The organism is Ruegeria sp. CDSA221, from assembly GCF_059611825.1.
Map to the genome: position 1 here is coordinate 134,580 of NZ_JBXWPK010000009.1, position 13,776 is coordinate 148,355.

Annotated in this window: 15 protein-coding genes and 1 pseudogene; 9 read left to right on the forward strand and 7 right to left on the reverse strand. The window is 56.6% G+C overall.

What is annotated here, in order from left to right:
* Window position 1: 1 nt before the first annotated feature.
* Both AC2FJ5_RS14775 and regB read right to left on the reverse strand, forming a co-directional pair.
* Window positions 2-1,507, reverse strand: a complete 1,506-nt coding sequence (locus AC2FJ5_RS14775) for a PAS-domain containing protein (RefSeq protein WP_142637463.1) — start codon at window positions 1,505-1,507, stop codon at window positions 2-4.
* A 63-nt stretch (window positions 1,508-1,570) separates the two neighbouring features.
* Window positions 1,571-2,965, reverse strand: a complete 1,395-nt coding sequence (regB, locus tag AC2FJ5_RS14780) for a sensor histidine kinase RegB (RefSeq protein WP_142637465.1) — start codon at window positions 2,963-2,965, stop codon at window positions 1,571-1,573.
* 92 nt (window positions 2,966-3,057) lie between these two features.
* Here regB and AC2FJ5_RS14785 point away from each other — a divergent pair, with 92 nt between their 5' ends.
* From AC2FJ5_RS14785 to AC2FJ5_RS14795, 3 genes are all read left to right on the forward strand, one after another.
* Complete coding sequence (locus AC2FJ5_RS14785) at window positions 3,058-3,678, forward strand: SCO family protein (protein ID WP_281973374.1); 621 nt, start codon at window positions 3,058-3,060, stop codon at window positions 3,676-3,678.
* An 86-nt stretch (window positions 3,679-3,764) separates the two neighbouring features.
* Window positions 3,765-4,319 carry an ActR/PrrA/RegA family redox response regulator transcription factor gene (locus AC2FJ5_RS14790; RefSeq protein ID WP_142637470.1) on the forward strand — a complete coding sequence of 185 codons (555 nt, stop codon included), beginning with the start codon at window positions 3,765-3,767 and terminating at the stop codon, window positions 4,317-4,319.
* A gap of 357 nt (window positions 4,320-4,676) precedes the next feature.
* Window positions 4,677-5,753 carry a CapA family protein gene (locus AC2FJ5_RS14795; protein ID WP_496709492.1) on the forward strand — a complete coding sequence of 359 codons (1,077 nt, stop codon included), beginning with the start codon at window positions 4,677-4,679 and terminating at the stop codon, window positions 5,751-5,753.
* 6 nt (window positions 5,754-5,759) lie between these two features.
* On the opposite strand, the gene AC2FJ5_RS14800 is transcribed toward AC2FJ5_RS14795, so the two are convergent.
* Window positions 5,760-6,359, reverse strand: coding sequence for an HD domain-containing protein (locus AC2FJ5_RS14800; RefSeq protein ID WP_496793807.1), 600 nt, complete (start codon window positions 6,357-6,359; stop codon window positions 5,760-5,762).
* A 204-nt stretch (window positions 6,360-6,563) separates the two neighbouring features.
* Between AC2FJ5_RS14800 and AC2FJ5_RS14805 the strand changes: the two genes are divergently transcribed.
* The 4 genes from AC2FJ5_RS14805 to AC2FJ5_RS14820 all read left to right on the forward strand — a co-directional run bounded on the left by AC2FJ5_RS14805 (window position 6,564) and on the right by AC2FJ5_RS14820 (window position 9,747).
* Complete coding sequence (locus tag AC2FJ5_RS14805) at window positions 6,564-6,881, forward strand: hypothetical protein (protein ID WP_496698658.1); 318 nt, start codon at window positions 6,564-6,566, stop codon at window positions 6,879-6,881.
* A 101-nt stretch (window positions 6,882-6,982) separates the two neighbouring features.
* On the forward strand, window positions 6,983-8,371 hold the full coding sequence (gene ahcY / locus AC2FJ5_RS14810; RefSeq protein ID WP_496698761.1) for an adenosylhomocysteinase: 1,389 nt from the start codon (window positions 6,983-6,985) through the stop codon (window positions 8,369-8,371).
* A gap of 13 nt (window positions 8,372-8,384) precedes the next feature.
* Complete coding sequence (locus AC2FJ5_RS14815; protein WP_496793809.1) at window positions 8,385-9,134, forward strand: extensin-like domain-containing protein; 750 nt, start codon at window positions 8,385-8,387, stop codon at window positions 9,132-9,134.
* A gap of 271 nt (window positions 9,135-9,405) precedes the next feature.
* The gene (locus AC2FJ5_RS14820) at window positions 9,406-9,747 is read left to right on the forward strand and encodes a DUF2853 family protein (RefSeq protein ID WP_496752268.1); all 342 of its coding nucleotides are present in this window, start codon (window positions 9,406-9,408) and stop codon (window positions 9,745-9,747) included.
* A 204-nt stretch (window positions 9,748-9,951) separates the two neighbouring features.
* Here the strand turns inward: AC2FJ5_RS14820 and AC2FJ5_RS14825 are convergent, their stop codons facing one another.
* The 4 genes from AC2FJ5_RS14825 to tsaD are packed head-to-tail and all read right to left on the reverse strand — an operon-like array spanning window position 9,952 to window position 12,701.
* Window positions 9,952-10,374, reverse strand: coding sequence for an EVE domain-containing protein (locus AC2FJ5_RS14825; protein ID WP_496752266.1), 423 nt, complete (start codon window positions 10,372-10,374; stop codon window positions 9,952-9,954).
* Window positions 10,374-10,643, reverse strand: coding sequence for a YciI family protein (locus AC2FJ5_RS14830; RefSeq protein ID WP_496793810.1), 270 nt, complete (start codon window positions 10,641-10,643; stop codon window positions 10,374-10,376). Before AC2FJ5_RS14830 ends, AC2FJ5_RS14825 begins: the two co-directional genes overlap by 1 nt.
* Window position 10,644: 1 nt before the next feature.
* Window positions 10,645-11,607: an NAD(P)H-dependent glycerol-3-phosphate dehydrogenase gene (locus tag AC2FJ5_RS14835; protein WP_496793811.1), complete on the reverse strand. Its 963-nt coding sequence runs from the start codon at window positions 11,605-11,607 to the stop codon at window positions 10,645-10,647.
* Window positions 11,604-12,701 carry a tRNA (adenosine(37)-N6)-threonylcarbamoyltransferase complex transferase subunit TsaD gene (tsaD, locus tag AC2FJ5_RS14840; RefSeq protein WP_496793812.1) on the reverse strand — a complete coding sequence of 366 codons (1,098 nt, stop codon included), beginning with the start codon at window positions 12,699-12,701 and terminating at the stop codon, window positions 11,604-11,606. The genes AC2FJ5_RS14835 and tsaD overlap by 4 nt, the downstream gene beginning before the upstream one ends.
* Before the next feature lie 97 nt (window positions 12,702-12,798).
* Between tsaD and AC2FJ5_RS14845 the strand changes: the two genes are divergently transcribed.
* Window positions 12,799-13,512, forward strand: a complete 714-nt coding sequence (locus tag AC2FJ5_RS14845) for a uroporphyrinogen-III synthase (RefSeq protein ID WP_496793814.1) — start codon at window positions 12,799-12,801, stop codon at window positions 13,510-13,512.
* 54 nt (window positions 13,513-13,566) lie between these two features.
* A pseudogene (locus AC2FJ5_RS14850) lies at window positions 13,567-13,776 on the forward strand (hypothetical protein); the annotation flags it as partial.

Here is a 13,776-nt window from a genome sequence, read left to right on the forward strand (position 1 = left end):
TTCAGGCGCTGATTTGCTGTATCTCGTGCTGTGGCAACGCATTGTGCGTGGCAAAGCGAATGATGGTGGCCCCGTTTTGCAATGGGCAGATGGTGCAGTTCAGATCGGTTCCGTTACGCATTTGGATTCTGGCTGACCACTCAGCCCGGCTGTCCCGCATTTCCACGAAATCCCGGATTTCACCCAAAATTGGAGTGGCCGTGCAATGTTTCTGCCAGTTGCGGGTCACGTCCAGAACCGTGTCGGGTTCAAATCCGGCACCATCGGCTTCACCCCATAATTTCTGATAGGCATAATTGGTGAAGGCCAAGGTACCGTCATCACCGAAAACGGCAACCGCGTCGGCCAGCTTATCCAGGATGGATTGCATCAAATCCATTTCCGCCCGAAAGCGGCGGGTCAACGTGATCTCGGCCGTGATATCTTCGAACAGAAAGGCCACCGCACCGTCCGGGTGCGGGCGGCCGCTGACGGAATAGACCGAGCCGGATGGCAGCGACCATGTTTCCTGGTAATTTCCGTCTTCTGCGGCCTCCAGCAGATCGTTCATCTGATTACGCCAGCTGCGATAGTTCTTGGGTTCCGGCATCATGTGCTGATCGCGCAGGCGGTCAAAGAAACTGGACAGGTTGGGGCGGCAGCTCAGGAAATCCGGGGGCAGGGTGGTCAGGTCAATCAAGGCGGGGTTGAACAGTGCAAGTTGGCGATTTCTGTCAAAAATGGCCAAGCCGATGGACAGCTGCGCAAAGGTTTTGGTCATCGTCTGTACGAATTTTCGCTGCGCTGTCTCGGCGGCGACGATGGCGTTGATGTCCACAGCGTAGCAAAGGCTGCCTTCCGGATGGTCCACCATCGTCAGGTCAAACCAAAGCTTGTTTGCACTGTCTTCGGACGAAATGAATACACGGGTCTTGGCGCTGATACGCGCGCCATTTTCGGGCCCGGGAAAAAGAGGTGCAGTCAGGTCGGTATCGCCACCGCGCACTTTGCGGACAAGCGAGACATAGGCGGCGTTGCACCAGCGGATCTTGTTTTGATAATCCAGATGCCAGACCGGGTAGGGCGCCAGTTCCATCGCCAGGCGGATCGGATCGCTATTCTCGCGCAATACGGTTCTGGGGTAATCAGAGCTTTCCCGCAGCTGTACGCGCACGACCCCGTCGATCCATTCGCACAAAACGTCCCGCTCGACCGAGCAATCAATGGCGGGGATGACTAGATTCCCTTCGTGCCTGACGCGTTCAGGGGTTTCAGGAAAGCCCGGAAAATCCCGCTGCAGCAGCCGACGCAGATCTGACCAGTCGCGCACAGCCTCAAACCCATCCAGAGCGATGTCTGTGTGGCTGATCAGGCGGTCACCGTCGAACAGAAACACGACATTGAACAACGAGGCCGGCTCGGACAGGCCGAAATTGTCACTTGTCTGCTGACGACGGGGCAAAAGCCATTGAACCGCCAGACTGGCAGACACCACACTGATGACGGCCAATATGATCCAGTCGACCATGTGCTCTCCCGCGGTGAATTCACGGGTATAGCTATGGGTGGAAATGGTTAACGGGGTCTTAACTCAGACTTGGATATGCTGATTTACACCTGAAGGAACGGGGGTGTCGCCGGTCTGTGCATCCACAAGTTTTCGCGGCCAGGATACCCGGACGATGGCCCCTATACGTTCGGGATTGTCCGACAAGGTCTGATATGGATCAGAGCCATTGGCGAAGTCCAAATGCGCACCGCTGCGTTCCAGCAGGGTTTTTGCGATGAACAGGCCCAGGCCCATACCTTCATATTCCGGCCGGGCCCGCTTTTCCGATTCTGCCCGCCGTCGGCGCATGAACGGATCCCCGATCCGGCCAATCATTTGCGAAGGATACCCGCGGCCGTCATCCATGATGTTGATCGTAATCCTTTCGGCTGTCCATTCCGCTTCGACCCAGACGTTGCTGCGCGCGAAATCCACAGCATTCTGGATGAGGTTGCGCATTCCGTGGATGATCTCAGGTTTACGCAGGATCGAAGGTTGTTGAACATCGCCATCCCCAACCGGACCTTCGGCAAAGTGTACCTGCTTGCCGCGGTTGATATGTGGCTCGGCGGCCTCATGGATGACAGTGGACAGGGGGGCCTGTCTCAGGTGGAGGTCGTCTTTGCCAGCCCGCCCCATGTCGCGCAGAATGTCGCGGCAACGATTGGCCTGTTCGCGGATCAAGGCGGCGTCTTCTTTCAGGTCCGGGCGGTCGTCCAGCTCTTCAATCAGTTCGGCACTGGTCAGTTTGATTGTTGCCAGAGGTGTTCCAAGTTCGTGCGCGGCGGCGGCGACAACTCCACCAAGATCGGTCAGTTTCTGTTCACGAGCGAGGGCCATATGCGTGGCCGACAGCGCCTGAGACATCGACTGCACCTCAGAGCTTACGCGGTGGGAATAGGCCCCCAGGAAAACGATCGCGATAACGATGGCAGCCCAGTTTCCGAACAGAAGGATATCAGGGATCTCAAGATCCACACCGCCATCCGTGTGCAGGGGAAGGTGAAATTCGGCTAGCAGCGTGGTCAGAATGATGGCCACCGTACCGATGATCAGGGTTGACCGGGTGCTCATGACATTGGCCGAGATAGTCACAGGACCCACCAACAGCAAGGCGAACGGATTATTGAGGCCTCCGGTAAGGTACAGCAGGATGGTCAGCTGCAACAAATCGAACAACACCATCAGAAAGTTCTCGAACTCGGACAGGCGTTTGTTGCGTGGAAAGACAAGAATAGCCGTCAAGTTGCCCATGACCGAAATGCCGATGGCCAGATAGCACAGCGTCACATCCAACTGCACATCATAGGTCTGTTGCGCCACGGTGATTGCGGTGATCTGGCCAAAAATGGCCACCCAGCGCAGCAGGATCAGCGTCCGCAGGCGAATCCAGCTGCGTTCCTGACCAGGCCAAAAAGTGATGTTGGAATCTGCCATTGGTCCATTATGTCCTGTTGCATCGGCTGTTCATCTTGATAGGTGTCCCGGCCGGAACGATCAACAACTCCTCTATCGTCAGGTAAGATGCCATGGTCCGTCTATACGCTATCCTTGCAACAGTTGTTTTGGCCGTAGGTCTGGGGGCCATGTGGCTGCTGACGCGCGGCGCAGGCTCGGACGACAAATTCGCGCAGTGCCGGTCCAGCCAGATCGCAGGGGGTACGGCCACCATTGGCGGGCCCTTCGAACTGATCAACGGCAAGGGCGAGACTGTGACCGACAAACAGGTGATAACCGAACCTACGCTGGTCTACTTCGGCTATACTTTCTGTCCGGATGTTTGCCCCTTTGACATGTCCCGCAATGCCGAAGCGGTGGATATTCTGGCCGAACGCGGGCAATCGGTGACGCCGCTGTTTATCTCGATCGACCCGGATCGCGACACACCCGAAGTTATGGCCGATTACGCCTTTAACCTTGGTGGTAAGACCATCGCCCTGACCGGCACGCCCGATCAGGTCAAGGCCGCCAGCAAGGCCTATAAGACCTATTATAAGGCCCATGACAAAAGTGATGAGTACTATCTGGTTGATCACTCGACCTTTACTTATCTGGTCACACCCCAGGACGGGTTTATCGAATTTTTCGATCGCAATGACACAGCCGAGCAGATGGCTGACAAGGTAGGCTGCTTTCTGGACAAGATCTAGAACGCAACGGTCTGTTTGACCTTTGCAATGGCGCTGCTATTACTCATGTTTAAGCCAACGGCGTGAATTAGCGGAAAGAATAGAATATGGCGGACAGCTCTGACCTCGACATCGGCCCGGATAAATCGCTGTTATTGGTGGATGATGACGAACCGTTTCTGAGACGTCTGGCCAAGGCCATGGAAAAACGCGGGTTCGAGGTTGAAACCGCCGGCTCTGTCGCCGCTGGCCGCGCAATTTCCACAGCACGTCCACCTGCATATGCGGTTGTTGACCTGCGGTTGGAGGATGGCAACGGCCTGGATGTGGTCGAAGTGCTGCGCGAAAAGCGCCCCGACAGCCGGGTTGTGGTTCTGACAGGGTACGGCGCGATTGCCACCGCTGTGGCTGCCGTCAAGATCGGTGCCACCGACTATTTGTCGAAGCCCGCCGACGCCACCGACATCACCAACGCATTGCTGGCCAAGGGCGACGAACTGCCCCCGCCGCCGGAAAACCCAATGAGCGCGGATCGCGTGCGCTGGGAGCATATCCAGCGGGTCTATGAGTTGTGTGATCGCAACGTCAGTGAAACCGCGCGACGCCTGAACATGCACCGCCGGACATTGCAACGGATCTTGGCGAAGCGTAGCCCGCGATGAGGTCGTGGGTTTAGCTTGCGCATAACAGACCAGAACTCATGAAGCCGAAAAACCGAATTGAGTCTCGACATGCGGCCACCAAACATATGCTTTGTCGCGGCTGATGGACCGCCACCCCTGAAGACTTTAATTTAGTGTCTGTTAACCAGTTTGTGTTGTCGTTAAGTTCAATAATTATATTTTCCGAACAAATAGTTGAGATGTATCGAAGTGTCGCCGCTCCCTAATACGCCATACGAGAGCCTCCGTATTTCCAACCCTGGCCTTAAAGTCATTGTCTCTGTTGTCACCTGGGCAGCAGAGAGATTTGGGTTTTGGGCGCGACCACGAAAGGGCGCTGCGGGTGAGCTTTCCGAAATGAACATTTTGGACAACCTGTACTGGGTCTATAAAAGTAAGAACCCCATTCAGCAGCCTGAAGCGGAGCTGGATCAGTCCGGCTTTATGACTAAAACGGCCGTACGACTTTCAACCGCTGACATCAGTGACACATCAAATTCGGTCACTCTGAGCTTTGCCGGGGACATTCTAAGAACCCACAGGGCCAGTGTCGCAAAAGACCAGGTATATGCTGAGATCGAAGATCTTTTGTTTCAGGATGATATTTTGGTCGCCAACTACGAGTCACCTGTAACGACACAGCCTTTGATTGACGAAGTGATCGGGGACGCCGGCCCGCCGATCGAATGTGCGTCGGAAGAACAGTTCGATGCTTTGACCAGCCATAACGAGAGGTTCATTGATGTTTTGAACCTTGCAAACAACCATATTCTCGACATGGGTGTTGAGGGGCTTGAGACGACTCTAAACGTCTTAAGTGACAGAAATATCATGCAAATCGGCGTGAATGAGAGTTTGACAGAAGCCACAGCCGTCAAAACGATCGAACGAAAAGGGATAAAGTTCGGATTTGCGTCCTGCGCTTTTGGTACCAACGGCCACGCGCTTCCTGAAGGTCAAAAGCAGAGCATCAATATCGCCAAGCTGACTTCAAAGCATCAAGCGCCGGACACCACCCTTCTAAAGACACAGATTTCGAACGCAAAAGCGGCTGGCTGTGATCTGGTTATTGCGATTATTCATTGGGGTCATGAGTTCGAGCTGTTCCCGCGCCGAGCGCAGCAAGAAGCCGCACAGGACTTGGCCGAATTCGGAGCTGATCTTATCGTCTGCCACCACCCCCATGTCCCTCAGCCGATTCAGCTGTATCGCACACAGACCGGAGATCGGACGGTGCCAATCGCCTATTCCCTAGGAAGTCTGCTGTGGGGTTTCGCCGATAGAGACATTGCCAGCAGCACGATTATGCAGATTGAAGTACAAAAGACTGAGGGCAAGGCCGAAATAACAAATCTGAAGGCGACGCCAGTGCGTTGGCATGCCCATGAGATTGACGGCAAAGTCTTTCAGAAGGTGGCGCGATCAGAAGGCTGATAGTGGTCAGGGCCCAATCTCGGCCATCAATGCCGAATGTCTATGCGTATAGGCACATCTTACTTCAACGGGTGGCCGCAATTTGATCTGCAGCCCTTCCATAATAACCCTGTCCGGGCGGCCGAAGAATTTTGTCGCCTCGGCCTCGGAAAAGCCCGCGATCTGGGTGGCTTCCATCCAGGCGCTGATCTTGTCGGCCTTTTTGATTTGCCGTTTTACCGTTTTAGGCACCACAGCGGGCAGGCCGAACCGGATGTGGATTGCCGCAGCCAGCCGGTCATCCAGCGCGCCATAGTCGGGACCGACAGCGGATTTGACCGGAGAGATCATATCTCCGATCACGTATTCCGGCGCATCGTGTAACAGGGCCGCCAGCCGCCATTTGACCGGTGCCTTGGGGGCAATACGACCAAAAAGCTCTTCGACCAACAGCGAATGCTCGGCCACCGAATAGGCGAAATCGCCATGTGTCTGCCCGTTCCAGCGGGCCACAAAGGCCAGCCCATGCGCGATATCCTCAATCTCGATATCCACCGGTGTTGGGTCCAGCAGGTCCAGCCTGCGCCCGGAAAGCATTCTTTGCCATGCGCGGGGTTGTGTTGCCATTCTGCCATGCCTTGTGAAGTGGGACACATTAAATTCGCATTTTTGTGGTAAGCTGTACCTGTCAAGATCACCAGCTGCCAACTTTTTCTTGAGCAATCGTGCTTTGAACAAGCGCGCGGTGATACCGACATTTGTACCGAGGGGGGCGCATGCTCCTCCCGGTGTGCCCCTCTCGGACGTAACTCGTATCGAAAGGAGCTTGCTATGTTCAAGCGTTTGTTAGGAATTGCTCTGGCCTTTGGTATGGCCGCCACTGCACCGCCTGCCTTTGCCCAGCAAAGCTGTGCGCTGCGTGATCAACTGATTTCAACGCTACAGGACAGTTATTCCGAGGAACTGGCCTTTGGTGGATTGCAAAAATCCCGTGGCTCGCAATCGGTGATGGAGGTCTGGACCTCAGAGGAAACGGGTAGCTATACCGTTTTGGTGACACGTCCGAACGGCATCAGTTGCATTGTCGCCGTTGGGACCGACTTTTTCCAAGCGATCCCCAAAATCAAGGTAGAGGGCATACCAAGTTGATTTTGGCGGCTTAGAACCCCGTTTCCGGCCATCTGCGTTGCCACGTCCCGAAAGGGATGCTAGGGCAACCCGGATTGAATTATACCGGAATGGAGCACCTGATGGCCGGGGACTATATCGTCAAAGACATTTCGCTGGCCGGGTTTGGCCGCAAAGAACTGGATATTGCAGAGACCGAGATGCCGGGCCTGATGGCCCTGCGCGCGGAATACGGTAACGCAAAGCCCCTGAAGGGCGCGCGTATTGTCGGGTCGCTGCACATGACCATCCAGACAGCCGTTCTGATCGAAACACTTGTGGCGCTGGGCGCGGATGTGCGTTGGGCGTCGTGCAACATCTTCTCAACCCAGGACCATGCGGCGGCGGCGATTGCCGAAGCCGGAATTCCGGTGTTCGCCATCAAGGGCCAGACGCTGGAAGAGCATTGGGATTATCTGGACAAATCCTTCCTGTTCACCGACGGCCCCAACATGATCCTGGACGATGGCGGCGATGCGACGCTGTATATCCTGCTGGGCGCCCGCGCCGAAGCGGGCGAAGACATTATCCCCGTACCGGGCTCGGAAGAGGAAGAGGCCATCAAGGCGCAGATCGCCAAGCGTATGGCCGCGTCCCCCGGTTGGTTCACCAAAATGCGCGACCAGATCCAAGGCGTGTCCGAGGAAACCACGACCGGCGTGAACCGTCTGTACCAGCTGGTCAGGGAAGGCCAACTGCCTTTCCCCGCGATCAACGTCAACGACAGTGTCACCAAGTCGAAGTTCGACAACAAATATGGCTGTAAGGAATCGCTGGTCGACGGTATCCGCCGCGCCACCGACACTATGATGGCTGGTAAAGTTGCCGTGGTCTGTGGCTATGGTGACGTGGGCAAAGGCTCGGCCGCGTCGCTGCGCGGTGCCGGTGCCCGTGTGAAAGTGACCGAAGTTGATCCGATCTGCGCCCTGCAGGCCGCGATGGACGGGTTCGAGGTTACGCTGCTGGAAGACGAAGTTGACAGCGCGGATATCTTCATCACCACGACCGGCAACAAGGACGTGATCCGCATCGAGCATATGCGCGCGATGAAGGACATGGCCATCGTCGGCAACATTGGTCACTTTGACAACGAAATTCAGGTGGCTAGCCTGAAGAACCACAAGTGGACCAACATCAAGGAACAGGTGGACATGATCGAGATGCCCTCGGGCAATCGTCTGATCCTGCTGTCCGAAGGCCGCCTGCTGAACCTGGGCAACGCCACCGGTCATCCGTCTTTTGTGATGTCGGCTTCGTTCACCAATCAGGTGTTGGCCCAGATTGAGCTGTTCACCAAAGGCGATCAGTACGAAAACAAGGTCTACATCCTGCCTAAACATCTGGACGAGAAGGTTGCACGCCTGCATCTGGACCGTATCGGCGTGAAGCTGACGCAGATGGACAGCGAGCAGGCATCCTATATCGGAGTGAAGCCGGAAGGCCCCTATAAGCCTGAACACTACCGCTATTAATTGCGGGTCAGGCATGACCAAACCTCCTGGACGCCGTCGGATATTGCATCTGGCGGCGTCTTTCGTTTTCTCAGCACTCGCCTTGGTGGTTTTGATGGGTGGGGGTGGCTGCTGGCTTTTGTCCCACCCGCAATCACCGGTTCCGGACCACTGGAACCCTTTGCGAGATCTGACCATTACGGCTCGGGTCACGCCGGTCACACCTGTGCAAATGCGACGAGCTTTGGCCGATGAAACGCAGTGCAGGGCCGCATTGGCCGGGGCGGGGGTAAGCTTTTCCCTGGTCGAGGATCTGATTGTCGACGAGAAATGCGGAATAGCCGGGCGCGGGGTTCTCTCGGGCTTAACCACGGCCAGCGTCAATGGCGTCGAGACCCGTTGTGCCACGGCTCTGCGATTGGCCATGTGGGAACACCATGTGGTCCAACCCGCCGCGCGCGAGATGTTTGGCAGCAGGGTGCGCAGCTTGCGCCACCTGGGCAGCTATAACTGCCGGCGAATGCGCACCGCGCAGGGAAAGGACAGCGGTTGGAGCAGTCATGCCACCGCTGATGCCATCGATATTGTCGGGGTCGAGTTGGCAGATGGGCGAAGCCTGAGCCTGCTGTCGGACTGGACAACACCCGGACCCGAAGCAGATTTTCTACACCGGATTGGCCGGGGTGCATGCGAATGGTTTCGGGTGGTACTTGGCCCAAACTACAACCGGCTGCATGCGGACCACTTCCATCTTCAGGGGCCGGGTTGGGGATATTGCAGATAACCACCGGTCGGTTAGCAGGTGCCATGTCGGCGCGCTGCACTGGTTTCAACATTTTCCCGCTGCGCCCTAAATCCAAACCACCTGACCCTTGCAGAAGGCCAGAATCAGGCATTGTGGTACGCGGAGTCTATTTGTGCTGCCATAATTTCGCTTACGGGGAATGACCTGAAATTTTCCCTTTGTGTAAACAGAACAACTGACTAACCTTCCGACACCTGTTCATAGGCGCATTGAAAATCGCAGCCAAAGCTGCTCAACGGGAGAAATATTCATGGGAAAACGCGACGAACTGATCGCCAAATACGCAGATGATCTGAAAAACAAATGCGGGATGGACCCCGACATGGACCTCTTGACCAAGGTCACAATCGGATGTGGTCCGGCGATTTATGACGCCGACGCGTCGACCGTGGCAGCAACTCAGTCAGGTGAAATTGAGACCGTCAAAAACAACTTCCTGGTCAAGAAACTGGGCCTTTCCGACGGCCCCGAGTTGATGGAAGCGATCAACAAGGCGCTGGAAACCTATGGCATGTCCGAGCGCAACAAGTATCGTGCTGTCGTTTACTATATGCTGACCAAGCATTTCGGCAAAGAGTCGGTCTATAGCTAAATCCGGGTTTCGACCAATCAGCGCCCGCCCGATCTGTGGCGGGCGTTTCCAATTTTAGGTACTTGTTGTTTGTGCCAAACCGGCCAAATGGGCTAATGTCAGTTTGTGACCAGGACGGTCAGAACCGAAATTCTATACGCGTGTGGTGAGTCGGGAGCACGCGGGGTAGGGAAGGTTTTGCATCTGTCAGGACCTTCCCTTTAATCAATCCGACTTCGTCTGCCCCAGATCGCAGATCACCTGCCATTCGGCATCGCTGACCGGTTGCACGGACAGGCGGGAGTTTCTGACAAGAACCATCTCGCCCAGACGTTCATCCATTTTGATCTGATCCAGCGTGACCGGCGTGGTGAAGGGGCGCACGGCTTTGATATCCACGCATTCCCAGCGGTCGTCGTCGGTGGTGCTGTCGGGATGGGCTTCGGCGCAAACCTCAACAATGCCGACAATCGCCTTGTCTTTTTGCGAATGATAGAAAAAACCACGGTCGCCCACGGCCATCTGCCGCATGAAATTGCGTGCCTGATAGTTGCGCACCCCATCCCATTCTTCGCCCTCTGCGCCCTTGGCGACTTGCTGGTCCCAACTCCAGGTCGAGGGTTCGGATTTGAACAGCCAATACGCCATCAGCCGACCACCTTTTTCCAGACGATCAGATCAACCGACTGGAACAGACCTGCCTTGGCATAGGGATCATTGTCGGCCCAGTTTTGCGCCGCCGTCATATCCTCGACCTCGAGGATGATCAGTGATCCGATCATCGCATCGCCTTCCAGAAGGGGTCCGGCCTGGGCAACAACACCAGTTTCCTCGATATAGGCCAGATGGGCGGAACGGTTATCCTGCCGGGTTTGCAGCGCGTCGGGTTTATCCTTGGCGATAAGGGCGATCAGCATGTTATTCCTCCTTCAGGGGTCGGTTCAGCAGCCAGCGCATGGCTTCACCAACGCTGCATTCTCCGGTGCTTATTTCTGACACGATGGTGCTAATGGGCATGTCCAAATCTTCTGCTTTGGCAATTTTGGCCAAAGCCTTGGCCGTGGCAACACCTTCGACGGTTGTGTTTGTGTCAAAAGCATCCTGACGCCCAAGCGACAGGCCAAATCGATAGTTCCGGGACAGTTCGGAACAGCAGGTCAGTACCAGATCACCCATACCCGACAGGCCCATCAATGTTTCAGGGCGGGCCCCGCGCATCAGCGCAAAGCGCTGCATCTCGGCAAAGCCCCGCGTCATAAGGGCGGCACGGGCGCTTTCGCCCATGCCTTCGCCAATGCAGGCCCCGCACCCGATGGCCATGACGTTTTTCAAGGCCCCACCAAGTTCGGCGCCGATAGTATCCGCGGTGCGATAGAGGCGCAGATTTGTGGTGCTCAATTCATGCTGCAGGTCACGACCAATCGCATCATCCGCACAAGCGAGTGTCAATGCGGTGGGAAGGCCGCGCGCGATGTCGTCCGCAAAGCTTGGCCCGGTCAACAACGCAGCGCGCGCCTCTGGGACGGTTTCACGGATAACGGAAACCGGCCCAAGGCCCGAGGTTAGCTCGATCCCCTTACAGCAGGCGACCAGCGTTTTATCTCTGAGGGTAGCAGAATGCGCACACAACGCGCTCCGCAATTTCTGCATCGGCACGGACAGGAGGATGATTTCGCTTTCTGCCGCCAGATCAGCGTCCGAAGTAACCGTAATCGCCTTGGGCAAAGGTGCATTCGGCAAGCGCGCGCTGTTTACGCGATGGTTCTGCATCATCTGAGCCTGTTCCGGATCCCGAGCCCATAGCGTGACGGGGCCTTTCCCGGCCAGCGAAATCGCCAGAGCTGTTCCAAACGCTCCGGACCCCAGAACCGACACGCTCATGCTTTGGCTCCTTTTTTGCCGCTGCCCAACATGGCCGGGCTGGTTTGATCCAGAGGCCAACGCGGACGCGCGGTCAGGGTCAGATCATCGCGGGCACCCGTGCGGAAACGTTCAATTCCGGCATAGGCGATCATGGCGGCATTGTCGGTGCACAGGGCTAACGGAGGGGCGGTAAATCTGGCACTTTTTTCGGCGCAGATAGACTTTAACACGGTACGAATGGCCGTATTTGCCGCTACGCCGCCCGCAACAGACACAACCGCCTCCGCAGGGCCTTCCAATAGGTAAAGGTCGATTGCGCGGCGGGTTTTCTCGGCCAAAGTGTCCACGATGGCCTGTTGGAACCCGGCGCAAAGATCGGCGCGGTCCTGACGCGTCAGGCCACCTTTTTCGGCCACGATCTGGTCGCGCATTCGCATCAGCGCGGTCTTGAGCCCGGAAAAGGACAAATCGCAGCCCGGACGGTCCAGCAGTGGCCGCGGAAACCGGAACCGCTTGGGATCGCCCGTGCGGGCTTCTACCTCGACCGAGGGGCCACCGGGTTGCGGTAGGCCCAGCAGGCGGGCTGTCTTGTCAAAGGCCTCTCCCGGGGCATCGTCGATGGTGCCGCCGAGACGGGTGAATTGCTCGGGCCCATGGGCAATCAGATATTGGCAGTGCCCGCCCGAGACCAGCAGCATCAGGTAGGGAAACGCGATCCCGTCCGTCAGGCGTGGCGTCAGCGCGTGACCGGCCAGATGGTTGACTCCGATCAATGGCAGGCCCGTGGCGGCACTGATCCCTTTGGCGCACATGACGCCTGACATAACCCCCCCAATCAGGCCGGGACCGGCGGTTACGGCAATAGCGTCCATGTCGGCAAGGCCCAGACCCGCGGCCTCTAACGCCTGCATCACACAGGTATCCAGCTTTTCCGCATGGGCGCGGGCGGCAATCTCAGGCACCACGCCACCAAATGCGCTGTGCAATTCGGTCTGGCCATAGACAACCGAGGACAGCACTTCGGCGGCTGTATCATCGGATTGGCGCACGACTGCGGCGGCCGTGTCATCACAGCTGCTTTCCAACCCGAGGACAGTAAGTGTTTGCACCATTGGCCTGATCCGTTACACCTTGGTTGCCAAGCGGGGTATCACCCTGCGCGGATGCAAACAATCCCAAGGCCGAAGGCGCCAACTGTTGTATTTGTTGATGACCCGCCCGCGCGCTGCGTCTGAAAGGTTCGTCGCGCAGTTGCCAACCCGCATCAGAAGCCGGGTAGAGGTTATCCATTCGCCGATCCTGGAAATAAAACCTTTGGCGGTGCAAGTGCATGCGGATGAAGCAAAGGGGCTGATCTTTACTTCGGCCAACGCCGTAAATGCGGCGATGTCTTTAGATGTATCTCGAAAGATGCCGGCCTTTTGTGTCGGTCCTGTTACCACCGGAACGGCCAAAGGCGCGGGCTGGGATGCCCAGATGGTGGGTGCTACTGCCGAAGAGCTGATTGCAAACCTGCTAAAGCACCGGCCCCAAAGTCCGCTGCTTCATCTTCGGGGGGAACACAGCCGGGGTAACATTGCTGAACGGTTGACCGAATCCGGTCTGGCTGTGCGTGAACAGCCTGTCTATAAACAGCACCTGTTACCGCTCACAGATCGGGCAGGCGCCGTTGCTGAGGGCAATGAACCGGTGATTGCCCCCATATTTTCACCCAGAACAGCGCGACAATTTGCCGACATCTGGGTGGGTTCGGCACCACTTTGGCTGGCTGCAATCAGCGAGGTCACGGCTGAACCCCTTTATTCCTTGGATTATGTCCGCCTGAAGATTGCCAAAGAGCCGACACCGAAGAAAATGCGGAAAGCCGTTAAAAAGCTTGTGAAACATGCGATGCGGGTTGAGGGCGGCGAGGCCACAGATTAACTTAGTCTGGTTAGTTGTTCAGGTTGTTTTGGATTCGAAAAGGGGAACATTGCGGTGGCTGGTAAGAAGAAAACCGATCAAAAGCCGGAAGATGACCCCAAGGCTGACGCAGTCGAGGACATTGTCCAGACCCCGGATGAGGCACCTGTTGACGATGCTGACCCTGTAGAAGAAACGCCTTCCGAAGCCGAAGCCGAAGCCGAAGCCGAAGCCGAAGCCGAAGCCGAAGCCGAAGCCGAAGCCGAAGCCGAAGCCGAAGCCGAA